Source organism: Yinghuangia seranimata (genome assembly GCF_029953285.1).
GTDB classification, from domain to species: Bacteria; Actinomycetota; Actinomycetes; order Streptomycetales; family Streptomycetaceae; genus Yinghuangia; species Yinghuangia seranimata.
Genome location: NZ_JASAOI010000007.1, coordinates 1 through 25,757, shown reverse-complemented (window position 1 = coordinate 25,757; position 25,757 = coordinate 1). Strand labels below are relative to the sequence as shown.

Genomic DNA, 25,757 nt, shown 5'->3' with positions numbered 1-25,757 from the left:
GCTGGTCGGATCGGTCGTCGTGTGTGCGGGGGGCGGGGGCGGTCTACAGCTACTTCTTGACTCTCTCCCCCTCCCGAAGGAGGGGGATTCCCCTCAGCCTCGCGGCTGAGCCGCTGCGCGAGTGCGCCGCGGTGGGACCACTTCCTGCTTCACCGACGACCGCCCGCCCGGAAGGCTCCGTTGAGGACTTACACCGTCTCCACAGGCTGTCACCGCCAGTCCGGCGGCCAGCAGGTTCTTCGCGGCGTTCACGTCCCGGTCATGGGTCGTGCCGCAGTCGCACGTCCAGGTACGGACGTGCAGCGGCATCTCCGCCTGGAGGGCGCCGCAGTGGGAGCACAGCTTGGACGAGGGGAACCACCGGTCGACGACGACCAGGTCCCGCCCGTACCAGGCGGCCTTGTACTCCAACATGCCCCGGAACTCGGCCCACGCGGCATCGCTGACGGCGCGGGCAAGGCTGCGGTTCCTGACCATGTTGCGCACGGCCAGGTCCTCGATCACGAGCGTTTGGTTTTCACGCACGAGTCGGGTGGTGAGCTTGTGCAGGTGGTCCCGGCGCCGGTCGGCGATCCGGGCATGGACTCGGGCGACCCTGGTGCGGGCCTTGCGCCGGTTGGCGCCGTCGCCCCTGGCCTTGCGGGACAGCTCCCGCTGGGCCTTGGCAAGCCGGAAACGATCGGCTCGCTCGTGCCTCGGGTTGGTGATCTTCTCACCGGTGGACAGGGTCAGCAGGTGGTCCAGGCCCACGTCAATCCCGACCGCTGGACCGGTGGCGGGGAGCGGCCCCACGGTCGGGTCGCCGCACAGCATGGACACGAACCAGCGGCCGGCCGCGTCCTGCGAGACCGTCACGGTGGACGGTGCCGCCCCCTCCGGAAGCGGACGGGACCACACGATGGCCAGCGGCTCCGCCATCTTCGCCAACGTGAGCTTCCCGTCACGGAACCGGAAACCGGAGGTGGTGTACTCGGCGGATTTCCGGGACCTCTTCCGCGACTTGAAGCGCGGGTACTTGGCGCGCCTGGCGAAGAAGTTCGCGAACGCCGTCTGCAAGTGCCGCAGACACTGCTGCAACGGCACCGAGGAAACATCGTTCAAGTAGGCCAGTTCCCCGGTCTTCTTCCACGCGGTCAGCATCGCCGAGGTGGCGCTGTAGTTCACCCGTTCCCGCCGTTGTGTCCAGGCCTCGGTGCGGGCGGCGAGGGCCAGGTTGTAGACCTTCCGCACGCACCCGAACGTGCGCGACAGCTCGGCCGCCTGCGCATCGGTCGGATAGAAGCGGTACTTGAACGCCCGCTTCACGGAACTCGTGGACACAGCCCGCACGCTATCCCGCACCACCGACACCGGCCGACGCGACGGCCGCCCAGATCCTGCCGGACGGGCGCGACGCAGGCAAGGACATGGGGCTGGTCGTGATGGTCAAGCACGTCAAGTGACCGAGGCGGGCCACGCGACTGGCAGGATGAGCGCATGGAACGAGTGCTGGGGATCGGCGGCTACTTCCTGCGTGCGAAAGACCCCGCGGCGCTGGGCGCGTGGTACCGCGACCGTCTGGGGCTGGACGCCGACGAACACGGTCTGTGGCGGCCGGAGGCCGGGCCGACCGTGTTCGCGGCGTTCGAGGCCGGGACCGACTACTTCGGGTCCCGCGCCCAGCAGACGATGCTCAACTTCCGCGTCCGCGACCTGGACGCCATGCTCGCGCAACTGCGCGCCCAGGGCGCGGACGTGGCCGACGAGACGCAGGACATGGAAGGCGTCGGCCGGTTCGGCTGGGTGACCGACCCCGAGGGCAACCGGATCGAGCTCTGGCAGCCCGCCTGAGCACGGTCAGCGGGACCAGTGGCGTCGTGCGGCCGCCGCGGCGAAGCGGGCCGCGAACTCGTCCGGGCCCAGGTCCCGGGTGCTGACGACACCCGGCGCGTCCTCGGGCACCCCCGACGCGGCCAGCACGCCGACGCCCAGGCCGAGGGAGCCCAGCGCCTTGCCGTGCCGGTAGGCCTCGGCGACGAAGCCCCTCACCACGTGGTCGTCGGCCAGGCGTTCGACGGCACGGTCGCCGTCCGGCACCACGACCGCGTCGTACAGCGGCGCGGCGACGGTGAACATGGCGCGCCGCACGACGTCCTTGTCGCGGCCGGGCGCGTCGCCGTCGAGCTGCCCGGCGTCGCACGCGACGACCTCGCACACCGCGCCGCGTACGGTCAGCGCGTCGACGACACCGCTCAGCGTCCCGGTATCGACGCCGGACGCCGCCAGGACCGCGACCTTCATCGTCGCGATCCCCGAGTCGCCGGCCAGCGCGTCGAGGCTCAGGGCGGGCGACGGCGCGGGCTCGGGCGTCGCGACGGCCTCGGGCCGCTCCAGGGCGAGCCCGTCGGCCACACCCTCGGCCAGCGCGCGGTCGACGTGCGCGAGCTGGGCGACGACGTCCCGCCGGATCTCGACGCTGTCGACCTTGCCGAGCTCGAAGCGGAACGCCTCCACGATGTGCTCGCGCTCCCAGTCGGACATGCTCCGCCAGAACAGCGCCGCCTGCGTGAAGTGGTCGGCGAAGCTCGGGCTGCGCCGCTTGATTTTCGCGCCGTCCACGCCCGCCTGCAGGTGCTGGTAGCCCCGCTCCGGCCCGGCCGCGGCCGGGCAGCCCATCGCGAGCGCGTTGTCGGTGTAGGCGGTGCGCCCGACGTGCACGCTGGACTGGTGGTACGCGTCGCGCTGGTTGTTGTGCACCTCGGCGAGCGGCCGGTTCACCGGCAGCTGCGCGAAGTTCGGCCCGCCCAGCCGGATCAGCTGCGTGTCCAGGTACGAGAACAGCCGGGCCTGCAGCAGCGGGTCGTTGCTGAAGTCGATCCCCGGCACCACGTGCGCCGTGTGGAACGCCGCCTGCTCGGTCTCGGCGAAGAAATCGTCCGGGTTGCGGTCGAGCACCATGCGGCCGAGCGGCCGGACCGGCACCAGCTCCTCGGGGATCAGCTTGGTCGCGTCCAGCAGGTCGAAGTCGAACTCGTGCTCGCGGGACTCCGGCACCAGCTGCACACCCAGCTCCCACTCGGGGAACGCGCCCGATTCGATCGCCTCCCACAGGTCGCGCCGGTTGAAGTCCGGGTCGAGGCCGGCGAGCCGCTGCGCCTCGTCCCACACCAGCGAGTGCACGCCCAGCCGCGGCTTCCAGTGGAACTTCACGAACGTGCCGGTCCCGTCGGCGTCGACGAACCGGAACGTGTGGACGCCGAAGCCCTGCATCGTGCGGTAGCTGCGCGGCAGCGCCCGGTCCGACATCACCCACAGCATCATGTGCGTCGTCTCGGTCTGCTTGCGCACGAAGTCCCACAGCGTGTCGTGCGCCGACGCGGCCTGCGGGATCTCGTTGTGCGGCTCGGGCTTGACCGCGTGCACGAAGTCGGGGAACTTCGCGCCGTCCTGGATGAAGAAGACCGGCATGTTGTTGCCGACCAGGTCGAAGTTCCCCTCCTCGGTGTAGAACTTCACGGCGAAACCGCGCACGTCCCGCACCGTGTCGGCGGAGCCGCGCGAGCCGGCGACCGTCGAGAACCGCACGAACACCGGTGTACGGCGGCCCGGTTCGGCGAGGAAGTGGGCGCGCGTCACGTCGCCGCACGACGCGTACGCCTCGAAGTGGCCGTACGCCCCGGCGCCGCGCGCGTGCACGACCCGCTCGGGGATGCGCTCGTGGTCGAAGTGCGTCAGCTTCTCGCGGAAGTGGAAGTCCTCCAGCAGCGAGGGGCCGCGTTCGCCGGCCCGCAGCGTGTTGTCGTCGTCGTCGACCGGCACGCCCTGGTTCGTGGTCAGCAGGTGGTCGTCGTCGCGGACCCGGGCGGCTTCGAGCTGTTCGTCCTTGCGGTCGCGGCTGGTGTCGTGGCCCATGACGCGGTGCTCCTCAAGGTGGTTCGGTGGGTGGAACGCGCGGCGGTCTGCACGCACGCGCGGGCGTGACGGCGGCCCTCCTGCCTCCGCCGCGCCCTGCGGCTACCCGGCGACCGCCGGCCGAACCCGCCGCGTCCGGCTCAGCGCAGCGCGCCGACCGCGACCAGCAGGCCGGCAAGGCCGACGGTCAGCCAGGCCACGTAGTCGCCGATCAGGCCCGTGTGCAGGCCGCGCAGCGGGCGCACGGCGAGGTGGCAGCGCCGGGCCGCCGCGCGGGCACGGGCGCTCACCCGTCCGGGCGCCCACACCGCGACCGCCGCACCCGCCACCGCCAGCGCCGTCGACAGCAGCCCCGAGAGCACCGCCCCGGCCGACCACCAGTCCGGAGCCGGGCCGGGCGGGACCGGCGGCGCCGTGCCCGGGTCGAGCGCCGCCGCCACATATCCCGGCCGGTCGCAGAACACCCGCGCGGCCTGGTCGAACGCCTCGGCGACACCCGGCACCACACCGACCGCCAGGCACCCGGCGAGCAGCAGCGCGGGCACCGCCACCAGCACCACCGGCAGCGTCCGGCGCGGCGCGCGCACCTCCGGCTCCTCGCCCCCGCCCGAGGTCTCCGGGTCGCCCGCGTGCCCGTGCGACGCGGACCCCGCGCCCCACCACACACGCAGCGCCACCCGCAGCACCGCCGCCGCCGTCACCGCCGACACCAGCGTGAACAGCCACGGCAGCCACGGGGCGTAGGACTTCGCGGACTCCTCGGCCAGCCCCTTCCCGAGCCCCGTGCCGAACGGCGGCAGCCCCGCCAACGCGACCGCCCCGACCGTGAACAGTGCGCCGACGACGGGCAGCTCCCGCCCGCGCCCGTGCAACCCGGCCTCGTCGACCGAACCGAAGCGGTCCAGCAGCACACCCGTCAGCGCGAACAACGCGCCCTTGGCCCCGGCGTGCGCGGCCACGTACACCGCCGTCCCGCCGAGCGCCGCCGGCTCCAGCACCGCGACACCCGCCGTGAACAGGCCGACGTGCGCGACCGTGGAGAACGCCAGCAACCGCTTGATGTGCCGCTGCTGCCAGCACATCACCGCGCCCACCAGCGAAGTGAGCACCGCCAGCGCGAGCAGGCTCGGCCGTACCGCGTCGGCGGGGATGCCGCCGGGCCCGGCGAACACCGTCCAATAGATGCGCGCGACGCCGTACACGCCCAGCTCGACCATGACACCCGACAGCAGCATGCACACCGGCGACGGCGCGACCGCATGCGCGTCCGGCAGCCAGAAGTGGAACGGCACCAGCGCCGCCTTGACCAGCGGCCCGGCCAGCACAAAGACGAAGGCGCACACCACCAGCGCGTCCGCGCCCTTCCCGGACGCGTCCAGCGCGGCGCCGATCTGCGCGAACCCCAGCTCACCCGTGCGCGCGTACAGCAGGCCGATGCCCAGCAGCGTCACATACGCGGCCAGCGAGTTCAGCACCCCGAACGCCAACGCGCCGTGCAGCGGCCGCGGGTCCTCGATGCGGTAGCCCGTCAGCGCGTACGCCACCACGCCCATCAGCTCGAAGAACACGAACGCGTCGAACAGGTCCCCGGTCAGCGCGAACCCGACCATCCCCGCCTCGAACAGCAGCAGCAACGCGGGGAACACCCCCGCGTGGCCGCCCGACGGCTCCTCGAAGTACCGCCACGCGTACCCGACCGCCGCCAACACCATCAACGCCGCCAACAGCGCGATCCCCGAGCCGATCCGGTCGGCGACCAGCACCACGCCCACGCTGTGCCCGGCCCGCGGCACCCAGCCGCCCACCCACGACACCGTGCGCCCGTCACCCGTGGCTCCCCACAGCCACGCCAGCAGCGCGACGTCCGCGGCCGCCCACAACCCGGCCAGCACGTCGCAGCCCAGCCGCGGCAGCCAGCGCCCCGCGACCGCGAGCACGACCGCGCCGAACAGCGGGACGGCGACCGCGAGCGGCGGCAGATCGACGGTGGACGGCACCCGGTCAGCCCTTCAGTTCGGTCAGCCGCTCGGGGTCGACCGTGCCGTGCCGCTTGCGGATCTGGATCACGAGCGCGAGCAGGAGCGCCGTCACCGTGGCGCCGACGACGATGTCGGTGAGCACGAGCGCCTGCACGACCGGGTCCACGACCGGCGTGCCGGGTTCGGCGTCGGAGTAGACGGGGGCGGTGCCCCCGCTGCGGTAGCCGACGGCCAGCAGCAGCACGTACGTCGAGCTCTGCGCGACCGCGAGGCAGCCCACGGTGTGGACCAGGTTCCTGCTGGTCGCCAGGCCGTACAGGCCGACCAGCAGGATCCAGCCCGCGACCGCGTACGGCAGCCAGCCCATCACGCCGCTCATCCGCCGTCCTCCTTCCCGGCGGTACGCGAACCGCCGTCGCCCGGGCCGCCGCCCACCTCGACGGCCTGGTCCAGGAACCGCGCCAGCAGCACGATCACCCCGGACGCGACCTCGATGCCGACCGCCGCGTTGATGATCGGCACCAGACCGCCGGACGCCAGCTCGCCGAAAGTGCCCAGCGGCAGCGTGTTCGACAGGTACGACGCCCCCGCGACGAGCCCGACCAGGCCGAGCACGGTGAACGCCGCGGCCGCCGCCGCGTCCGCGACGTCCAGCACCGTCAGCGGCCGCACCCGCTCCAACACCCGGTAGTCGGCCGCGATGTAGGCCAGATGCAGGCCCGTCGCCAGCACCACCCCGCCCTGGAAACCGCCGCCCGGCGACAACTGCCCGTGCGCCACGACGTACGCGCCGGTCAGCAGCGTCACCGGCAACAGCACCGCGCCGAACAACCGCGTACTGGGCATCACCCGCGCGGCGAGCGGCCGTTGCCTGCGCTCGTCCCGCGCGACACGCAGCAGCATCGTCGCGCCGAGCACCGAGGCGAACAGGATCGACTCCTCGCCCAGCGTGTCGAAGGCCCGCTGGTCGAAGTTGACCGAGGCGATCACGTTCGCCGTGTGCCGCTCCAACGACGCGCCGACCGCCCGCTCACCGTACGGATGCACCTGCCCGCCGAACCCCGGCAGCCCGACACACGCGGCCGCCCACCACCCCGCCAGCACCGCCGCCGCCACGCCGAACAACCCGAGCCGCCACGCCTTGGTCACACCGCACCCCGCCCCGCCGCCGGACGTGCCCGCCGCCCCGTCACCGGTCGCGCTCCCGGCCCCGCCTGACCTTGCGCACCGTCAGCAGGATCAGCAGCGGCGTCACCGCCGTGCCCACCGCCAGCTCGGACAGCGCGACATCCGGCGCCTGCAGGACCGCGAACAGGAACGCCAACGCCAGCCCCGACACCGCCAACGCGGCTGCCTGCCGCGCCGGCTCACGCGCCAGCACGGCCCCGGTCGCGGCGACGGCGGTGACCAGCAGCGCGATGGTGACCAGAACGGTGGCGGCGGTGTTGTTCACGAATCCGCCTCCCCGTGCTGGGGATCGTTGAGGAGCACCGTCGTGCGGCCGAGCGCCGTCGTGCCCACCGTGCCGCCGACCGCCAGCACGACGCCGATGAACACCAGCTTCAGCGCGGCCCGCCCGGGCCCGGTCTCGACGGCGACGGCCAGCATGCACAGCGGCGCACCGAGCGTGCTCGCCGCCGACAACGCGTGCAGCCGCGCGTACGGCCCCGGCAGCACGACCGCGGCGAGCGAGGCCAGCAACAGCGCCGCCACACCGAGCACGAGCAGCACCAAGGCGGCGACGTGGCGCGGAGTCACGAGTCCTCCCCGGCCCGCCGTCGCGGCGCATGGTGCCGCGGCGTCCGCTCACCCGCGAGGCCTCGCGCGAACACCAGCATCCCGGCCGGCCCGAGCACCGCGGCCAACAGCGCCATGTCGACGTACGAGCTGCGGTTCACACCCTGCGCGAGCAGCACGAAGAGCACAGCAACCAACGGACCCGCCAACGCGACGCCCGCCAGCCGCAGTTCGGGCGCGCCGCGCAACGCGAGCCACAGGCACGCGGGGAACCCGGTCCCGGACAGGACCGCGGTCGCGATCAGCCACGCGTTCACCGCGACCGCCCGTCCGTCAGGGCACGTTCGACCCGACCAGGAGCACGGTCCAGCGCATGCACGATGATCGTGCGCGCCCGCTGAGACGGCCCGGACGGAGCGATCGCCACGACGTAGACACCCGGCGACGCGGACAACAGCACCGCGGCCCACGCGGGCCCCACACCCGGAGACAGCGTGAGCTCGCGGAACACCCCAGGCGCACGCCCGGAAGGCCTGACCAGCCGACGCCCCGTCGCCGCCGCCAGCCGCACGGTGTCCGCGAGGACGGAACCCGGCAGCTCCAACACCGCGAGCGCCGCACGCCGGCCAGGCCCCCAAGCCGCGCTGGAGGCCCGCCGCACCACCCCGGCGGCAACGGCCGCACCCAACGCACACGCAGCCCCGACCGCGACGTCGAGCGCCTCAAGCGGCCCGATCAACACCACATACAGCCCGGTCAACAGCAGCCACCACAGCAGCAGTTCGGCCGCCGTCCGCATGGTGCCTCCCGTCTCCGCCCGCTCCGCCTCACCGCCGACCGGCACGCGCCGCGCACCGCAAGCTCTATCGGCAACCCGCACCCGGATCGAGCGCGCACGCCCGGCGGCCACACCGACGGGGGAGCGGATCACCCGTGTGGCGCACTACCCGGACCGCCCGGTCACATGCGCAACATCCCCCCGCCGAGACCCGCCGCTCCGACGCCCGCGAGCCGGTGACGCAGGTGTGACGCGAACACCCCCGAATGAGGGAGTTTCAGTGATTCGCATACGTGACGACACAGTGACCAGGGGCCGGAGGCCTTGCCCCCCACGCCGAAACGCATGCCAGCAACGCAACCCAAGCCGCAACAAACCCCGCACCGCGATCCGCACCGCAACGGAGGCGTCCTCCCCCTCCCGCGTGGGGATGGTACGCGGGGCCGGACCGGCGTCAAGGCGCGCTGCGGGCACGCGCGTTCACGAGTCCTCGCCCCGCCACGAGGGGGCGCCTTGACCCCGCCCCGCCCCCGCGAAAAACCTCGGCGACTGCGCGGGAGGGGGAGGAGGTGTGGAGGCGCAGAGTGGCCAGCGCGCCCCACGCTGGGACCGCAACACGGCAGCGCAAGGAAACCCCGCAACAAAACCCGCACCGCACCACAAGCAAAACCGCAGCCCGGCAGGGAAGCGAAACAAAGCGCGTCCACACCCCGCGCCCCTCCCGCCAGTCGCCAAGGTAGTTAGCGCGGACGGCCCGCGGGTCAAGGCGCCCCGTCGAAGCCAAGACAGGTCACCTGACCCGCATCAGCGACAACGCGCCTTGACGCGCGGGCCGTCCGCGCGAAAATCCAAAGGCGGGAGGGGCGTCAGGCCACCGCCGAAAACCAGGCCAGGAACGGTGCAGCACAAAGCACGAGGCCACCACCACAAGCCCGGTCCGGAACGGTGCGGCCGGCCCCCATGTTTCCCCCGCCCGAATCCGGCTAGCCGCCCCACGAAGGGAGCCCATCGCGGCCGTCTGGCTGCCCGCGGCCCCGACGCCGATTCGCACGTACCTCGCACAAATCGAAGGGGGCGGTCTCCTTGTCCGCGAAGGTCTCCGACTATCTGCTGCGGCGCCTGCGCGAATGGGACGTCCAGTACGTGTTCGCCTACCCCGGCGACGGCATCAACGGCCTCCTCGCCGCCTGGGGCCGCGCCAAAGACCAACCCCGGTTCATCCAGGCCAGGCACGAGGAGATGGCGGCCTTCCAAGCGGTCGGTTACGCGAAGTTCTCCGGACGCGTCGGGGTCTGCGCCGCGACGTCGGGCCCCGGCGCGATACACCTGCTCAACGGCCTCTACGACGCCAAGCTCGACCACGTGCCGGTCGTCGCCCTCGTCGGGCAGACCGACCGCAGCGCGATGGGCGGCTCGTACCAGCAGGAGGTCGACCTTCTCAGCCTGTTCAAGGACGTCGCCTCCGAGTACTGCCAGATGGTCACCGTCCCCGAGCAACTCCCCAACGTGCTCGACCGGGCCATCCGCACCGCGTACGCCCGCCGCACCGTGACCGCCGTCATCGTCCCCGCCGACGTCCAGAACCTCGACTACGAACCGCCCGCGCACGCCTTCAAGATGGTGCCGTCGAGCCTCGGCGTCCCGCACTACGCGCCCGTGCCCTCGGACGACGACCTGCGCCGCGCCGCCGCGGTCCTCAACGCCGGGCGGCGGGTCGCGATCCTGGTCGGCCAGGGCGCCCGCAACGCCCGCCCACTCGTGGAGGAGACCGCCGAACGGCTCGGCGCCGGTGTCGCCAAGGCGCTGCTCGGCAAGGACGTCCTGCCGGACACCCTGCCGTACGTCACCGGTTCCATCGGCCTGCTGGGCACCCGCGCCTCGTACGAGATGATGCGCGACTGCGACACCCTGCTGACCATCGGATCCAGCTTCCCCTACACGCAGTTCCTGCCCGAGTTCGACCAGGCCCGCGCCGTGCAGATCGACGCCGACCCGTTCATGGTCGGCCTGCGCTACCCCTTCGAGGTCAACCTCGTCGGCGACGCCGCCGCGACGCTGGGGCGGCTGCTGCCGATGCTGGTCCGCAAGGAGGACCGCTCCTGGCAGCGCACCGTGTGCGACAACGCCGAACGCTGGTGGCAGATCATGGAGCGCCGCGCCGATGTCGACGCGGATCCCATAAACCCCGAGTACGCCGTCCACGCCCTCGACCGGATGCTGCCCGACGACGCGATGATCTGCGCCGACTCCGGCTCGGCCGCCAACTGGTACGCCCGCCACCTGCGCATGCGCGGCGGCATGCGCGGCAGCCTCTCGGGCACGCTGGCCACCATGGGGCCGGGCGTCCCGTACGCGATCGGCGCCAAGTTCGCCCACCCGGAACGCCCGGTCATCGCTCTCGTCGGCGACGGCGCCATGCAGATGAACGGCCTCGCCGAGATGATCACCGTCGCCAAGTACTGGCGGGAATGGGCCGATCCGCGCCTGGTGGTGTGCGTGCTCGACAACCGCGACCTCAACCAGGTCACGTGGGAGATGCGCGCCATGCAGGGCGCCCCGCAGTTCCTGCCCTCGCAGGAGCTGCCGCCGGTGCCCTACGCCGACTTCGCCGCCGCCATCGGGCTGCGCGGCTTCCTGGCCGAGGAACGCGGCGCGGTCGAACCGGCGTGGCGGCAGGCGCTGCACGCCGACCGCCCGTGCGTCCTCGCGATCCGCACCGACCCGGCCGTCCCGCCGATCCCGCCGCACGCCACCTGGGACCAGATCGAGGCGGCCGCAGAGGCCGTGCTGCGCGGCGACAGTGACCGCGCCTCGATGGTGAAGCAGGGCTTCATGGCCAAGCTCCAGGACTTCCTGCCCGGCGGCAAGCGCCCGCACGCGCACGGAGGTTCGCACGCGCACCGGTGAGCGCCCCGAACACGCGCCGACCCGCCCGGCACGGCGGCCATCTGGCGGCGGGCCGGCGCGTCGCCCATGACGGAAACCAAGAGCAGGAGGAGCAGGAGGACAGTGACCGCGTCCGACACCGCCGTACGGGACGTGCGCACCCGGGCGTTCACTGTTTCCACCGACGGCCCCGAGGCCGACGGCACCCTGGCCTGGGACCACACCACGCTGGTGCTCGTCGAGGTCCGGTGCGGCGACGTGCACGGCACCGGATGGACCTACGGCGCACCCGCGACCGTCGCGGTCGTCCGGGACGAACTCGCCCCGATCGTCCGCGGCCGCGACGCGCTCGACACCGCCGGCGCCCACGAGGCCCTGCGCCGGGCGCTGCGCAACGCCGGACGCCCCGGCCTGGCCGCGGGCGCCGTCTCCGCCGTCGACCTCGCGCTATGGGACGCCAAGGCCCGGCTGCTCGGCGTGTCCCTGGTCGCGCTGCTCGGCGGCGCGCCGCGAGACGTTCCCGTGTACGGCAGCGGCGGGTTCACGACCTACGACGACGCGCGCACCGAGAAGCAGGCCCGCAGCTGGCTCGACGCCGGCCACACCCGCGTCAAGATCAAGATCGGGGAGGCTTGGGGCCGTGCGGAACAGCGCGACCTCGACCGCGTCCACCTGGTCCGGAACACCGTCGGCGAGCACACCGAGCTGTACGTCGACGCCAACGGAGGCTACGGCCGCAAGCAGGCCGTCCGCGTCGCCGACGCCATGGCCGACGACGACGTGGTGTGGTTCGAGGAGCCGGTCTCCTCCGACGACCTGGCCGGGCTGCGCGAGGTCCGCGACCGCGTACGGCCCGACGTCACCGCCGGCGAATACGCCTACGACCCCTACCAGTTCGCGGCCCTCGCCGACGTGGTCGACTGCCTTCAAGCGGACGCCACCCGCTGCGGCGGATACACCGGCTGGCTGCGCGCCGCCGCGGTCGCCGGCGCCGCCGGGCTCGAGGTCTCCGCGCACTGCGCCCCGAACGTGCACGCCCACATCGGCCCCGCCGTGCCGAACCTCCGGCACCTGGAGTGGTTCCACGACCACCTGCGCGTCGAGGAACGGCTCTTCAGCGGCGCTCTCCAAACCGTCGGCGGCGCCGTCGTCCCCGGGGCGTCCGGGGCGCCAGGGCACGGGCTCACCCTCAAGGAGGGGGACGCGGAGCCGTACCGCGTCGCCTGACACTTCCGCCGTCACACCGCCGCCGCCACACCACGGCGCCGCGGCAGGTCGGACTCAGGTCACCCGCGCCGCCGCCACAGCACACCGCCGCCGACCGCCGTCAGCAGCGCCGTCGCGGCCAGCGCCCCGTGGTGCTGCGACGCCCACAGCTGCGCACTCCGCTTTTGCGACTGGTCGTCGAACCGGCCGTGCGCGCCGTGGTCCCGGTACTCGTCCGCAGGCGACCACAGGTTGCCGCGCGGATCGTCCCCGTCCCGGGGTTCGTCCGTCTGCTGCGACGCGAAGCCCGTGCGCGCGAGATAGCGGTCCAGCAGGCCCGGGGCCACGGCGTTCGCCACCAGCGTCGCCGCCGTGCTCGCACCGACCCAGTACTCGCGGCGCTCCGGGTGGTCGGCGGCGTACACGATCGCCCGCGCCGCGATCTCCGGCTGGTGGATCGGCGGCACCGGCTGCGCGCGGCGCGGCAGCCGCGACAGCACCCAGTCGAACTGCGGCGTGTTGACCGCCGGAAGCTGCACCATCGTCGAGCGTACGTTCGTGCCGCTGTGCAGCAGCTCGCAGCGCAGCGCCTCGTGCCAGCCCTGGATCGCGTGCTTCGCACCGCTGTACGCCGACTGCAACGGGATGCCGCGGTACGCGATCGCCGAACCCACCTGCACCAGCGTGCCGCGGTCCAGCGGCAGCATGCGCCGCAACGCCGCCTGCGTCCCGTAGACGTAGCCCAGGTAGGTCACTTCGGTCACGCGCTTGAACTCGACCGCGGTCACCTGCGTGAAGGGCGCGAACACCCCCACGAACGCGTTGTTGACCCACACGTCGATCGGGCCGAACGCCGCCTCCGCCGCGACCGCCGCGGCCTCGACCGCGGCCGGGTCCGCGACGTCGGCCTGCACCGCGATCGCCTCCGCGCCGGCCGCCCGGGCGTCGGCGAGCGCCGAGTCCAGGCCCGTCTTTCCGCGCGCGACCAGCACGAGGCGGTCGCCACGCACGGCGAACCGACGCACGACGGCACGGCCGACCCCACCGCTCGCACCGGTGATGACGACCGTCCGGGGGTGACGGCCACGCGTCCTCATATCCGTCCGCTAGCCGCACGGCATCGAGGTAAACCCCCGGCCCGCCCGCACCACGTGTCCCGGACGTCGAGCCGGGTAGCCGCAGACGGGTGCGTACGCGCCGCCAGGCCGGCCGTGAGGAGGCGCAGGTGTCCCACCGGTCCGAACCGTCGCGGGAGCCGCGCGCCGAACCGCACGACAGCCGTGCGCCGGCGCGCCCCGCGAGCCTGCGTGACTACGCCTTCATCGCCGACGGCGAACGCGGCGCGCTCATCGGCCATGACGGCGGCGTCGCCTGGCTGTGCGCCCCCGGCTGGGACGGCGACGCCGTCTGCGACGGCCTCCTCGGCGGCCCGGGCGGCTACCGCATCGCCCCCGCCGACCCCTGGTACGTCGCATCAGGCACGTACGAGCCCGGCACCCTGATCTGGCACGAACGCATGCGCGTCGGAGGCGGCCTCGTCGACTGCCGCGACGCGCTCGCCCTCCCCGCCGACCCGCGCCGGCTCGTGCTGCTGCGCCGCGTCCACGCCGAACACCGCCCCGCCGACCTGCGCGTCGACGTCACCCCGCGGGCCGGCTTCGGCACGCAACGTCCGCACGACCTCACCCGCCACGACGACGGCACGTGGACGTGGGGGTGCGGCGGCCTGTCCTGGCGGCTCACCGGCATCCCTGAGGCCCGGCCGCGCACCGCCGACGGCCACCGCGACGCGGCGCTGCACGCGCGGCTGCGCCTCGACGAAGGCGAACACCGCGACCTCGTCCTGGAGATCGCCGCGGAAGGCCACGCCCTCGACCGCCCACCCGACGCCGCGGAGCTGTGGGGCGCCACCGCCGCCGCCTGGCGCCGCGCCGTCCCCGACTGCCGCGACACCGCCGCACCGCGCGACGCCGCCCACGCGTACGCCGTCCTGCACGGCCTCACCTCGACGGCCGGCGGCATGGTCGCCGCCGCGACCACCGGACTGCCCGAGTTCGAAGGCGGCGACCGCAACTACGACTACCGCTACGCGTGGATCCGCGACCAGTGCTACGCCGGGATCGCCGTCGCCGCCCACGGCCCCCACCCGCTGCTGGAGAGCTCCGTACGGTTCGTCGCCGAACGCGTCCTCGCCGACGGGCCCGCGCTGCGCCCCGCGTACACCGTCAGCGGCGGACCGGTACCGGACGAACGCCGCATCGGCCTGCCCGGCTACCCCGGCGGCGGCCGGCTCGTCGGAAACCGCGCCGGGCACCAGTTCCAGCTCGACACCTTCGGCGAGGCCCTGCAACTGTTCGCCGCCGCCCGCCGGTACGACGTCCTCGACGACGACGGCCGGAAGGCGGCCCACGCCTGCGCGGCGGCCGTCACCGAGCGCTGGACCGAACCCGACGCCGGGATCTGGGAGCTCGAACCCGCCGCGTGGACGCACTCCCGGCTCGCCGCCGCCGCGGGACTGCGGTCGTTCGCCGACGCCTTCGCCGCGGACGCGCCCGCCGCGGAACGGCGGCAGTGGCGGGACCTGGCCGCGCTCATGCTGCGCACCGCCGAGCGCGACGCCCTCCACGCCGACGGCTCGTGGCGGCGCGCCCCCCACGACCCGCGCGCCGAGGCCGCGCTGCTGCTGCCGCCCGTACGCCTCGGCCTCCCCGCCGACGACCCGCACCTGGCCGCGACCGTCGCCCGCGTGCGCGCCGAACTGACGCAGGACGGCTACGTCTACCGGTTCCGGCACCACGACAAGCCGCTCGACGAGGCCGAAGGCGCCTTCCTGCTGTGCGGGTTCATGCTCGCGCTCGCCGAACACCACCGGGGGCGGCACACCGCCGCCGCCCGCGCGTTCGAACGCAACCGGGCCGCGTGCGGTGCCGCGGGGCTGTTCACCGAGGAGTACGACGTCACCGAACGGCAGCCGCGCGGCAACCTCCCGCAGGCCTTCGTGCACGCGCTGTTCCTGGAGACGGCGGTCCGCCTCGACGGCACCGACGACGCCGACGACACCGACGGCACCGACGGCACCGACGACGCCGACCACGCCGGCCGCACAGGGCGGACCGAGCAGACCGAGCAGACCGAGCAGACCGACCAGCCGGTCCGGACCGACCGGAGATGACCGCCCCCGACCATGGGAGTCCCGACCATGACCGCCTACGGATACTTCCTCTCCTCCGAGGAGTTCACCCCCGCCCAGCTGATCGAGCAGGCCAGGCTCGCCGAGCGGGCCGGCTTCACCCGCCTCGCGATCTCCGACCACTTCCACCCCTGGAACGACGCCCAGGGCAGCAGCCCGTTCGTGTGGTCGGTCATCGGCGCGCTGTCGCAGGTCACGACGCTGCCCGTCACCACGCTGGTCACCTGCCCGACCGTCCGCATGCACCCGGCGGTCACGGCGCAGGCCGCCGCGACCGCCAGCGTTCTCACCAGTGGCCGGTTCCGGCTCGGTGTCGGCACCGGCGAGGCTCTCAACGAGCGCGTCGCGGGCGCGCCATGGCCGCCGTTCGACGTACGCGCCGCGATGCTCGAGGAGGCCGTCGGGGTCATGCGCGAGCTGTTCGGCGGCGACGTCGTCAACCACCGCGGCGAGCACTACACCGTGGAGAACGCCCGCCTCTACACCGCACCGACCGAGCACATACCCGTGTACGTCTCGGCGTTCGGCGGCGACGCGCTGGCCCTCGCCGCGCGCATAGGCGACGGGTTCGTGACCATGCAGCCGGACGCCGAGGCCGTGTGGACCTTCCGCGACAGCGGGGGAGGGGACAAGCCCGTCATCGGCGGCCTCAAGGTCTGCTGGGGCCACGACCGCGACAAGGCCGTCACGACCGCCCACCGGCTGTGGCCCAGCGAGGCGCTGCCCGGCGAACTCGCGCAGATCCTGCCCACCCCGCGGCACTTCGAACAGGCCTGCGAGCTGGTCACCGAGGACATGATCGCCGACGCCTTCACGTGCGGCCCCGACGTCGACGCCCACGTCACCGCGCTGCGCGCCTACGCCGACGCGGGCTTCGACGAGGTCTACGTCGGCCAGATCGGCCCGCAGGACCACGAGTTCTTCGCGTTCTACGGAGAACAGGTCCTGCCCCGGGCCGCGTGAGGAGGAACCGCGCCATGGGTGGAGGGCAGCCGGAGCGCTCCGGGCCGCGCGACGAGCGGCCGGACGGCCGGAACGAGACGCCCGACCAGCGTGCCGACCGGCGGTGGAACGAGACCCTCCAAGAGGTCCGCGTCGTCCAGACGGGCGCGCAGATCCTGTTCGGCTTCCTGCTGAGCGTGGTGTTCACGCAGCGGTTCGGCACGCTGGGCGACGTGGACCGCGGGCTGTACGTCGCCGCCGTCGTGCTGGGGGCGGCGTCCACCGGCGCCCTGGTCAGCATCGTGGCCTGCCACGTCGCCGTGTCCGGAAAGCGCGTCAAGCCCCGGCTCGTGCACACCGCCACATGGATGGTCGTCCTCGGCATCGTGCTGCTGGCGTGCACCGTCGCCTGCTCGCTGCTGTTGCTGCTGCGGGTCGCGATCGACAACACCCTTGCGGCGATCATCACCGGGGTCGTCGCCTTCTGGCTCGTGGTGTGCTGGCTCGTCCTCCCGGCCCTGATGAGGGCCCGCGCGGAATGAGGCAGCAGCGGGGGAGCGCACGTAAAGGACCCGCGCGGAGCAGCGCCTTCAGGGTGGCGCTCGGGGGGAAACCCCGCGCGGGCCGGGCCGTCCCGGACGCAACCCAGTCATTCGGGACGGGGACAGCGGGGCCGCGGCGTGGATCGCGGCCAGCGCTGCTTCGGATGGCTTCGGACGGCTGAGACGGCTTGCGACGTCTCTGCACACGACTGGGACGCTCAGCTGCTACCCGTCCTCGGAACCTGAAACGTCCCGGCCCGACGGGCTGTTGCACATCGGCGGTTTCATCCCCCGGCACCGGGTAGCGAAGAGCGGAGGCCGCGGGGCCCTTGCAGGGTGCCCGCGGCCAGGGCGGCACATGACGCCGTCCGCCAAGGCACCCGCACGGTGCCGGGTCCCGCCCCGCCTGAAGACGCCGGGCGCACGCGGGGTCTCCCACGGCGGCCGTGATCCGGCACGCGGTGCACGCGCGAGCGACACCGCCTCCGGCGCGCCCCGTGGGACTTCGGAATCGGAAGGAGCCCACAGTGACTCCCCGTTCCATGTCCGCCACGCCCTTGACCCCGCGCTCCGGCACCGCCGAGGCCCGCGCCCGCACCGGGCGCCTGCTGGTCCGCCTGCACGGGCTCGACCAGGGCACCGCCGAGCACAGCCGGGTCCGGGCCGAGATCGTCGACGCCAACATCGCCCTCGTCCGCCACCTCGCACGCCGCTACCGCGGCCGCCAGCTGTACCCCGACGTCGTCCAGACCGGCGTCGTCGGCCTCATCAAGGCCGTCGACGCGTACGACCCCGGCCACGGCAACGAGTTCGTCGCGTTCGCCGTGCCCACGATCGCGGGGGAGATCAAACGGTTCTTCCGCGACACAGGCTGGCCCCTCCACGTCCCGCGCGGACAGCAGGAGGGCTTCCTCGCCGTCACCCGCACCGCCGACGACCTCCAGCAGCACCTCGGCCGCGAGGCCACCGAGCAGGAGATCGCCGAGCGACTCGACATGTCGACCGCCGACGTGCGCAAGGCCCGCGACGCGGACCGTGCGTACAACGTCGAGTCCCTCGACGCCGCCGCCATGCGCCCGGGCGGCGCCCCGCACGCCCCGCTCGCCGACCGGATCGGCGGCGACGAACGCGCGCTGGACCTGGTCGACTTCCGCGTCTCCGTGACACCGCTGCTGGCGACGCTGAGCGAACGCGACAAGACGATCCTGCGCATGCGTTTCTGGGACGACCTGACCCAGCGCCAGATCGGCGAACGCCTGGGCATCTCCCAGATGCACGTCTCCCGGCTGCTCGCCGCCGTCCTCCGGCGGCTGCGCACCGCCCTGGACCGCGAGCCGCGCGCCGCGGCGGTCTGACGGTCGGTGCACACATCCGCGTTGCCGGGGTCTGCAGCCCCCGGCAGCGGGGTGGCCGGTCAGCTCAGCCGGGTATCGGCGTACGCGGTCATCGCGTCGCGCTGGTACTCGGCGAGCCCGGCGGCGACCCGGTCGTAGGCCGAACGGAACTGCGGGTCGGTGACGTACATCTGACCCAGTCCCTTGTAGGCGGCCGCGTTCGGCGTCCAGAACCTGCTGACGCCCTGGTAGTGGGCGTCGACCTCGCTCTGCACCGCCGGGTCGGAGACGGGCGTGCCGGCCACCATGAACTCCGCCATGCGGATCATCTGCGCCGTCGTCTCGCGCTGCATCCGCTCCTGGTCCTCGGCGGTGAGCGTCTCGGTGAACCGCCGGGACCGCTCGTACTCCTGCGGCCACCGCTCGCGCGCCTCGGCCTCGTAGCGCGAGGCGTCGAAGCCCTCGAACAGGTTCTCCGGCCTGGTGATCCCTGCCATGTCGCCCTCGTCCTTCCGTTCCTCCAGTTCGGCGATGGTGCGGCCGACCGTGCGCGCCAGCGTGTCGAGCCGGTCCCGCTCCGCCAGCAGGCGCCGGTGGTGCTCGCGCAGCACGGCGACCGGGTCAGCCTGGCTGTCGAGGACCGCCGCGATCTCGCGCAGCCCCAGGTCCAGCTCCCGCATCAGCAGGATCTGCTGCAGCCGCAGCAGCTGGCCCTCCTCGTAGTAGCGGTGGCCGTTGCTCCCGATCCACGCAGGCGCGAGCAGCCCGATCTCGTCGTAGTGCCGCAGCGTCCGGGACGTCACCCCGGACATCCGGGCGACATCCGCGATCGACCAGGCCATCGCCTGCCTCCTATCGCCCGGCCGGTCTTTCCGGCCACACACACGACCGTAGGAGTTGACGCGGCGGCAAGCGCAAGCGCTGAACCCGACGCGGATAGTCTCTCGAGGGAACCGTCAGTAGGGTGGTCGGGTGACGCGAACCTCCCTCGCCGACGTGGCCTGCTCGATCGCGCGCGCCACCGACCTGTTCGGCGACGCGTGGACCGCGCTGATCATGCGCGACGTCCTGCTGGGCGTCGGCAGGTTCGACGACCTCGCCCGCGACCTCGGGATCTCGCGCAAGGTGCTCGCCGCACGGCTCGCCCGCCTGGTCGAGGAGGGCGTCCTCGAGCGCGAGCGCTACCAGGACCACCCGCCGCGCGAGCAGTACCGGGCGACGCGGAAGGGCGAGGAGCTGTTCCCCGTCCTCCTCGCGCTCATGAACTGGGGCGACCGCTGGTACGCCGGTACGGCCGGCGCGCCCGCGCGCATCCACCACGAGTCCTGCGGCCAGGACACCCACGCCGTCGCCGCCTGCGCGCACTGCGGCGAGGAGCTGACCCCGCACAACACCGACCAGCTTCCCGGCCCCGGCGGGCGTATCGGCCCCGGCACCGAGGTCGTCGCCCAGCTGCTGCTCAAGCGCGCGACGCGCGGGGCGGAGGAGCGGCCGGCCGCCGGCTGACCGCTCCCGCTCGGCCGTACGGCTGAACGCGCCGTCGCGGCGCGGCGTGCCTCGGCCGCGCGACCGTCCCGGCCGCGAAGGATCGATAAGTCCGCTCATCGGACGATCGTGTTCGCGACCACGCCGGGCGGGCCCCCCGCCACGCCTCGCGGGTGCAGGTGTGAAGGGGATCCGGGTGTCCACCTATCTGTTCCGCCTCGGCACGTGGGCGTTCCGGCGGCGCCGCTGGGTCCTCGGGTTCTGGCTCCTGATCGCCGTCGGCGCGATCGTGGCCGCGACCGTCAGCGGCGGCCAGACCAACGACTCCTTCACCATCCCGGGAACCGAGTCGCAGGAGACCACCGACGTCCTGGAGCAGAAGCTCCCGGCCCTCGCCGGCGGCCAGACACAGGTGGTCTTCGCGGTGCCGAGCGGCGCGAACATCAACGACCAGAACTACCGCACGGGAATCGAGACCGCGCTCGCGCAGGTGCCGAAGGTTCCGCAGGTCGCCACCGTGTCCGACCCCTACACCGCGCAGGGCGTCTCGCCGGACGGCCGCGCCGCGCTCGCCTTCGTGCAGTACACGGCGCAGCCGGCCGACGTGAAGGACGCCAGCCTCGACGCGCTGGAGACCGCCCTCAAGCCCGCGCGCGACGCCGGGGTCCAGGTCGAGTACTCGGGCAGCGTGTTCCCCGGGTGGCGGATCACCCCGTCCGAGATCCCCGAGATCGTCGGCCTGGTCATCGCGTTCGTCATCCTGATGATCACCTTCGGCGTGGTCGTCGCGGCCGGCGTGCCGATCGCCACGGCCATCATCGGCGTGCTCATCTCGCTGATGGGCGTGACCGCGCTGGCCGCGGTCGTGAACATCGCGTCCGCGTCGACCACCGTCGCGATCATGCTCGGCCTGTCCTGCGGCATCGACTACGCGCTGTTCATCCTGTTCCGGCACCGCAACCAGCTGCTGCGCGGCATGCCGGTCGAGGACTCCGCGGCCCTCGCGGTCGGGACGGCGGGCAGCTCGGTCGTGTTCGCGGCGCTCACCGTGATCATCGCGCTGTGCGGCCTGTCGGTCGTGGGCATCCCGTTCCTGACCGTGATGGGGCTGTGCGCCGCCGCGGCCGTCGCCGTCGCCCTGCTCGTGGCGCTGACGCTGCTGCCCGCCATCCTCGGCTTCGCCGGCACCACGCTGACCTCGTTCGTCAGCACGCGGCTGCGGCCGGGCCACCACGAACAGGTCGCGAAGACCAGCGCGATGGAGCCCGAGCGGACGTTCGGCGCCCGCTGGTCGCGGTTCGTCGTGCGGCACCGCATCCCCGTGATGTGCGTCGGCATCGGGGTGCTGGTGCTGCTCGCGATCCCGGCCAAGGACATGGAGCTGGGGCTGCCCAGCGGCGCGTCCAAGCCCACCGACAACACGCAGCGCAAGGCGTACGACCTGACCAGCGAGCACTTCGGTCCGGGCTACAACGGGCCGCTGCTGGTCGTCGCCAACGCCGGTGTCTCGCAGGCGTCGGTGCAGCAGCTCACCGGCGCGCTCGCCAAGCAGGACGGCGTGGCGTCGGCGGCGCCGCTGGCGGCGACCGACCAGATCGCGGTCGTCCGCGTCATCCCGACCACCGGCCCCGACGACCCGGCCACCGCCGACCTGGTGCACCACATCCGCGACAACCGCGCCACGATTGAGGACGCCGTGGGGGCGCCGGTGCTGGTCGGCGGCAGCACGGCGTCCAACATCGACGTGTCGCAGAAACTCGCCGACGCGCTACCGGTGTTCCTCGCCGTCGTCGTCGGACTCGCCTTCATCCTGCTGACGTTCGCGTTCCGCACGATCCTCGTGCCGATCAAGTCGATCCTCGGGTTCCTGCTGTCGGTCGCGGCGGCGTTCGGCGCGACCGTCGCCCTGTTCCAGTGGGGTTGGGGCAAGAACCTCTTCGACATCACGCCGAGCGAGACGATCAGCTTCCTGCCGATCATCATGCTCGCGATCATCTTCGGACTGTCCAGCGACTACGAGGTGTTCGTGGTCTCGCGCATCAAGGAGGACTTCAGCTCCACCGACGACGCGCGCGGCGCCGTCGAGCGCGGGACGGCGCTGTCGGCCCGCGTGGTGACCGCCGCGGCGCTGATCATGTTCTCGATCTTCGTCGCGTTCATGTTCACCGACGACCCGACCATCAAGGCCATCGGCTTCAGCTTCGCGGCGGGCGTGTTCCTCGACGCGTTCATCGTGCGCCTGACGGTCGTGCCGGCGGTCATGGCGCTCGTCGGGCGCAGGCTCTGGTACCACCCGGAGTGGTACGAGAAGTACGTGCCCGACCCGGACATCGAGGGCAAGAAGCTCGAGGCACGCCTCGCGGGCGACGCGTCGCCGCCCGCGGGGGTCAGCCCTGCTCCGCCTCCACCTGGCGGTTCCAGTCGCGCTTGATGGCGCGCCAACCCTCGTCGTCCTTGCCCAGGCGCCAGTAGCCCGAGATCGACAGGCGGTCGCGCGGGACGCCGCGCTCGACGAGCAGCAGACGGCGCAGCTCCTTGACCGCGCCGGCCTCGCCGTGCACGAACGCGTGCGGGGTGCCGGACGGGAACTCCCAGGCGGTGAGCGCCTGGACGAGCGGCTCGCCGGGCTGCGCGGCACCGCGGTGGATCCACGTCACGTCGGCGTCGGCGGCGGTGTCGAGCTTCTGCTCGTCGTCCGCCCCGGAGACCTCGACGAAGACGAAGGCCCGCGTGCCGGAGGGGAGTTGCTCGAGCGATGCGGCGATCGCGGGCAACGCGCTCTCGTCACCGGCGAGCAGGTGCCAGTCGGCCTGCGGGTCGGGGGAGTAGCCGCCGCCCGGGCCGAGGAGGTGCGCGGTGTCGCCGGGCTGGACGCGCGCGGCCCACGGGCCGGCCAGGCCCTCGTCGCCGTGGTGCACGAGGTCGACGCTGAGCTCGCCCGCGACCGGGTCCCAGCGCCGCACCGTGTAGGTGCGCGGCCGGGGCCACTGCTCGCGGGGCAGCTCGGCGCGGATGCGGGAGATGTCGAACGGCTCCGGGTACACGGCGCCTTCGGCCGGGAACAGGAGCTTGACGTACGCGTCGGTGTAGGAGCCCGGGTCGAACCCGGCCAGGCCGGGGCCGCCGAGGACGACGCGGATCATGTGCGGGGTGATGCGCTCGACCCGGACGACCTCGGCGGTCGTGCCCTGCGGGCCGTCGCGGTCGGGACGGTCGGTGGAAGGTGTCGCCATGCGTGCGGGCGCCTTTCGAAGGGGGCGTTTTCGGGATGCGCGTCCTCGGGACGCGCGTTTTCGAGAGGCCGATGGAGCCGGCGCGCCGCGTCGGCTAAGGTGGCCGGTCTAAGAGGTACCAGATATTGAGGTACCTCAGCAATATTTATCGAGGGATGGCCGTGGACGAGAGCACCGCTGCGACGGACGCCGGCACACCCGACGCCGGACCGCCGGAGCCCGGCGACGTCGCCGACGCGTTCTTCGGCACCGCCAAACTGCTGCGCCGCCGCGCCAACGAGAGCATGCGCGCGGCGGGCGTCACCCTGTCCCGCGGCAAACTGCTCAAGGTCGTCGCGCACCGCGGCCCCTGCCGCATGGGCGGCATCGCCGAACGCCTCGGCATCGGCCCCCGCAGCGTCACCGAAGCCGTCGACGCCCTCGAACGCGACGGCCTCGTCACCCGCACCCCGGACCCCGCCGACCGCCGCGCCGTCCTGGTCTCCATCACCGACCGCGGCGCCGAGGTCCTCCGCGCCGCCGAGGAACCACGCCGCGAAGCGGTGCGCGGCATGTTCTCCACCCTGACCCCCGACGAGCGCGCGGAACTGCTCCGCCTCCTGGGGAAGGTCCGCTCCGCCGCGGCGGGCGAGGACGAGTGCTGCGGACGCGGCTGAGCGAGCGCCTGTGAACGCGGGCCGCACCGGACGAACCGCGTGGTGCGATCTGTGGACCACGCGTTCCACGCCGCGCCGGTCCAGGAGGTACCCCAGCGGGGTCTGGAAGAACACCGAGTGGCGGGCCTTCACCACGAACAGGGAGTCCTCGTCCGGTCGGATCGGCCGGACCAGGTCGCCGTACGGCCCCTCCAGGCACGTCCGCAGGAACTCGGCGTGGTCGGAGCGCCAGCGCCCGAAGTTGTCGTTGACGTAGACCACGTCGGCGTCCGAGCGCCGCGCTCTGCCGATGAGTCCGCTCATCGCCGGCAGGACGTCGCGGACCGACGCGAGGAGCCGCTCGGCGTCCTGGTGCTCGTACGTGTTGATCATGTCGATGACCGGGACGGCGGTGTTCGCCACGGTGGACCCCGTTCCGGACGGGAACGGGGCCCTGCCGTCCTCAGGGTTGCGGCGCCGATACCCACCGGACGGTTGAGCCACGCACGTCTGGCCGCTCACCGGCTCGACGTGGTCACTCCTCGCCCGGCGGCAGCCGCCAGTCGAAGACCTGGAACTCCCGCTCCCAGGCGCCGGACTCCGCCAGCGCGGCGGCGGCTTGCGGGGGTCGCAGCAGGGTGCGGTGGCGGAGGAGGTCGCGGCGTTCGTGCGAGGTCAGCAGGCGTTCTTCCGGGCTGAGGTTGCCCGGGTGGTTGCGGGGGAGGTCCGGGTCGCCGTCGATCGGGCGGTCGCCGGCGACGTTCAGGCGGTCGCCGGCCGTCGTGCGGTAGTCGAGGCGCAGGGCCGTCCGCCACTGCGAGTTGCCGCCCCAGCCCTGCGACAGGTCGACGGTCGGGCGGTGGCGGCGCCGGAAGCCCCAGTACAGGGGAGACCGGTCCGCGACGCCGCGCCCGGCGGACGCGGCTCCGGCCCGGACCCGCACTCCGGCCCGGGAGAACAGCAGGTCGCCGAGCATCAGGCCGGGCCACAGGGCCTCCGTGACCTCGATCGGGGCGTCCGGGTCGTCGGCCTGCTCGACGTCGACGATCTCGTGGAGGAACGGGTCGAAGGGGCCGTGGCTGTCGGACGGGGTCATGCCGAGGGCGGTGAACAGGGAGAGGTACTCGGGGTCCGCGAGTGTCAGGTTCGCGGTGTCCGCCTCGGCGACGTCCGCGTTGTGGGGCTGGCGGCCGAGGAGGAGGAGCTCGCTCACCCGGCTCAGGGCGTACAGCTCCTGGACCAGGGGAGGCGTGTCGTCGTCGTGGGGCCGGGCCCACCAGCCGCTGCACGCGGCCGCCGGGACGAGCCCGGCGCGGTAGTCGGCCCCGGCCCGGTGCAGCCACGGCGTGACGACGTCGGCGTAGGCCTCCGTGCCCTCGTACTCGAGCAGGTCTTGGTACAGCTCGCGTGCTCCCACCCCGCTGATCATGGTTGAAACCCTAGATGCCGAGAGCTTTAACCACCGTTTGCCCGGCTACCGGGTATGACCGCGCGGCTGCGATGCGTGGCCCGGTCCTGCGGAGCGTCGCCCCGTGGGGACGCCGCGTCGCGATGAGGTGACGCCCTGGTAGGCCGGTCGCTACGGCGCGTGAAAATCAATCAACTGCCGAGAAAGTTCGCAAAATCTCGGCCGGGCCCGGGGACTTGAGTTGACGGGCGACCGCCACTTAGCGTCCTGGCTCGTTGGCCTACCCGCCAACCCCTCTCCGCCGGAACGCCTAGTTCTGCCGCCGGCCGGGACGGGACAGCTGAGAAAGCAGCCACGGCAGAAGCGGGGGAACCAGGTGCAGTACCGCCGGTCCGGCCTTGCCGGGTCCGGCTTGGGGTGAAGCCGTGCCCGAAACCGTGTCAGCACACCGGTTTCGCGGGACGGCCGGGCAACTCCAGCCCGAATCCGACAGCTCACCTCGCAGGCGTAG

At 73.0% G+C, this 25,757-nt stretch carries 23 protein-coding genes, 1 pseudogene and 1 riboswitch; of the genes and pseudogenes, 10 read left to right on the top strand and 14 right to left on the bottom strand.

Translation table 11 applies throughout. The annotated features are described in order from the left end of the window. Positions 1-93 precede the first annotated feature (93 nt). Complete coding sequence (locus QI554_RS04395) at positions 94-1,320, bottom strand: RNA-guided endonuclease InsQ/TnpB family protein (RefSeq protein WP_281466028.1); 1,227 nt, start codon at positions 1,318-1,320, stop codon at positions 94-96. Positions 1,321-1,476: 156 nt separating this feature from the next. Between QI554_RS04395 and QI554_RS04390 the strand changes: the two genes are divergently transcribed. Then, positions 1,477-1,830, top strand: coding sequence for a VOC family protein (locus tag QI554_RS04390; protein ID WP_281466026.1), 354 nt, complete (start codon positions 1,477-1,479; stop codon positions 1,828-1,830). A gap of 6 nt (positions 1,831-1,836) precedes the next feature. Here QI554_RS04390 and QI554_RS04385 read toward each other — a convergent pair whose 3' ends face one another. The 8 genes from QI554_RS04385 to QI554_RS04350 form a co-directional block, all read right to left on the bottom strand. Beyond that, the gene (locus tag QI554_RS04385; protein ID WP_281466024.1) at positions 1,837-3,891 is read right to left on the bottom strand and encodes a catalase; all 2,055 of its coding nucleotides are present in this window, start codon (positions 3,889-3,891) and stop codon (positions 1,837-1,839) included. Positions 3,892-4,031: 140 nt separating this feature from the next. Next, the gene (locus QI554_RS04380) at positions 4,032-5,888 is read right to left on the bottom strand and encodes a complex I subunit 5 family protein (protein WP_281466022.1); all 1,857 of its coding nucleotides are present in this window, start codon (positions 5,886-5,888) and stop codon (positions 4,032-4,034) included. 4 nt (positions 5,889-5,892) lie between these two features. Beyond that, positions 5,893-6,237, bottom strand: a complete 345-nt coding sequence (locus QI554_RS04375; protein WP_281466422.1) for a sodium:proton antiporter — start codon at positions 6,235-6,237, stop codon at positions 5,893-5,895. Between the two features lie 8 nt (positions 6,238-6,245). Continuing rightward, a complete protein-coding gene (locus QI554_RS04370) occupies positions 6,246-7,019 on the bottom strand; it encodes an MnhB domain-containing protein (RefSeq protein ID WP_281466020.1) in 774 nt (257 codons plus the stop codon). A gap of 40 nt (positions 7,020-7,059) precedes the next feature. Continuing rightward, entirely contained in the window at positions 7,060-7,323 is a 264-nt protein-coding gene (locus QI554_RS04365; protein WP_281466019.1) for a Na(+)/H(+) antiporter subunit B, read from the bottom strand. Beyond that, positions 7,320-7,628 carry a cation:proton antiporter gene (locus QI554_RS04360; RefSeq protein WP_281466017.1) on the bottom strand — a complete coding sequence of 103 codons (309 nt, stop codon included), beginning with the start codon at positions 7,626-7,628 and terminating at the stop codon, positions 7,320-7,322. Before QI554_RS04360 ends, QI554_RS04365 begins: the two co-directional genes overlap by 4 nt. Next, positions 7,625-7,924 (bottom strand): MrpF/PhaF family protein, encoded by a 300-nt coding sequence (locus QI554_RS43360; RefSeq protein WP_343230757.1) that lies wholly within the window; start codon positions 7,922-7,924, stop codon positions 7,625-7,627. Before QI554_RS43360 ends, QI554_RS04360 begins: the two co-directional genes overlap by 4 nt. After that, on the bottom strand, positions 7,921-8,406 hold the full coding sequence (locus QI554_RS04350) for a Na+/H+ antiporter subunit E (RefSeq protein WP_281466016.1): 486 nt from the start codon (positions 8,404-8,406) through the stop codon (positions 7,921-7,923). Before QI554_RS04350 ends, QI554_RS43360 begins: the two co-directional genes overlap by 4 nt. Before the next feature lie 1,062 nt (positions 8,407-9,468). Between QI554_RS04350 and QI554_RS04345 the strand changes: the two genes are divergently transcribed. Together QI554_RS04345 and QI554_RS04340 are read left to right on the top strand one after the other, a co-directional pair. After that, positions 9,469-11,292, top strand: a complete 1,824-nt coding sequence (locus QI554_RS04345) for a thiamine pyrophosphate-requiring protein (protein ID WP_281466015.1) — start codon at positions 9,469-9,471, stop codon at positions 11,290-11,292. A gap of 102 nt (positions 11,293-11,394) precedes the next feature. Next, the gene (locus tag QI554_RS04340) at positions 11,395-12,498 is read left to right on the top strand and encodes an enolase C-terminal domain-like protein (RefSeq protein ID WP_281466014.1); all 1,104 of its coding nucleotides are present in this window, start codon (positions 11,395-11,397) and stop codon (positions 12,496-12,498) included. A gap of 59 nt (positions 12,499-12,557) precedes the next feature. On the opposite strand, the gene QI554_RS04335 is transcribed toward QI554_RS04340, so the two are convergent. Next, positions 12,558-13,574, bottom strand: coding sequence for an SDR family oxidoreductase (locus QI554_RS04335; protein ID WP_281466012.1), 1,017 nt, complete (start codon positions 13,572-13,574; stop codon positions 12,558-12,560). Between the two features lie 128 nt (positions 13,575-13,702). Here QI554_RS04335 and QI554_RS04330 point away from each other — a divergent pair, with 128 nt between their 5' ends. The 4 genes from QI554_RS04330 to QI554_RS04315 all read left to right on the top strand — a co-directional run bounded on the left by QI554_RS04330 (position 13,703) and on the right by QI554_RS04315 (position 18,506). Further along, on the top strand, positions 13,703-15,649 hold the full coding sequence (locus QI554_RS04330; protein WP_281466011.1) for a glycoside hydrolase family 15 protein: 1,947 nt from the start codon (positions 13,703-13,705) through the stop codon (positions 15,647-15,649). A gap of 27 nt (positions 15,650-15,676) precedes the next feature. Then, positions 15,677-16,630 (top strand): TIGR03557 family F420-dependent LLM class oxidoreductase, encoded by a 954-nt coding sequence (locus tag QI554_RS04325; protein ID WP_281466009.1) that lies wholly within the window; start codon positions 15,677-15,679, stop codon positions 16,628-16,630. 14 nt (positions 16,631-16,644) lie between these two features. Next, complete coding sequence (locus QI554_RS04320; RefSeq protein WP_281466007.1) at positions 16,645-17,151, top strand: DUF6328 family protein; 507 nt, start codon at positions 16,645-16,647, stop codon at positions 17,149-17,151. A gap of 542 nt (positions 17,152-17,693) precedes the next feature. After that, on the top strand, positions 17,694-18,506 hold the full coding sequence (locus QI554_RS04315) for a SigB/SigF/SigG family RNA polymerase sigma factor (RefSeq protein WP_281466004.1): 813 nt from the start codon (positions 17,694-17,696) through the stop codon (positions 18,504-18,506). Between the two features lie 59 nt (positions 18,507-18,565). On the opposite strand, the gene QI554_RS04310 is transcribed toward QI554_RS04315, so the two are convergent. Continuing rightward, positions 18,566-19,327, bottom strand: coding sequence for a MerR family transcriptional regulator (locus QI554_RS04310; protein WP_281466002.1), 762 nt, complete (start codon positions 19,325-19,327; stop codon positions 18,566-18,568). Between the two features lie 130 nt (positions 19,328-19,457). On the opposite strand from QI554_RS04310, the gene QI554_RS04305 reads away from it, so the two are divergent. Next, positions 19,458-19,991: a winged helix-turn-helix transcriptional regulator gene (locus QI554_RS04305; protein WP_281466000.1), complete on the top strand. Its 534-nt coding sequence runs from the start codon at positions 19,458-19,460 to the stop codon at positions 19,989-19,991. Positions 19,992-20,166: 175 nt separating this feature from the next. Then, positions 20,167-22,401, top strand: coding sequence for an MMPL family transporter (locus QI554_RS04300; RefSeq protein WP_281465998.1), 2,235 nt, complete (start codon positions 20,167-20,169; stop codon positions 22,399-22,401). Here the strand turns inward: QI554_RS04300 and QI554_RS04295 are convergent. Continuing rightward, a complete protein-coding gene (locus QI554_RS04295) occupies positions 22,358-23,203 on the bottom strand; it encodes a siderophore-interacting protein (protein WP_281465996.1) in 846 nt (281 codons plus the stop codon). The two genes, QI554_RS04300 and QI554_RS04295, sit on opposite strands and share 44 nt — an antisense overlap. A 161-nt stretch (positions 23,204-23,364) precedes the next feature. On the opposite strand from QI554_RS04295, the gene QI554_RS04290 reads away from it, so the two are divergent. Continuing rightward, positions 23,365-23,859 (top strand): MarR family winged helix-turn-helix transcriptional regulator, encoded by a 495-nt coding sequence (locus QI554_RS04290; protein ID WP_343230756.1) that lies wholly within the window; start codon positions 23,365-23,367, stop codon positions 23,857-23,859. A gap of 66 nt (positions 23,860-23,925) precedes the next feature. Here QI554_RS04290 and QI554_RS04285 read toward each other — a convergent pair. After that, a pseudogene (locus QI554_RS04285) lies at positions 23,926-24,261 on the bottom strand (cysteine hydrolase family protein); the annotation flags it as partial. A 112-nt stretch (positions 24,262-24,373) separates the two neighbouring features. Then, positions 24,374-25,267, bottom strand: coding sequence for a nucleotide exchange factor GrpE (locus tag QI554_RS04280; RefSeq protein WP_281465993.1), 894 nt, complete (start codon positions 25,265-25,267; stop codon positions 24,374-24,376). A 319-nt stretch (positions 25,268-25,586) separates the two neighbouring features. After that, a riboswitch (cyclic di-AMP (ydaO/yuaA leader) is annotated at positions 25,587-25,757 on the top strand. This riboswitch is flagged as partial in the annotation.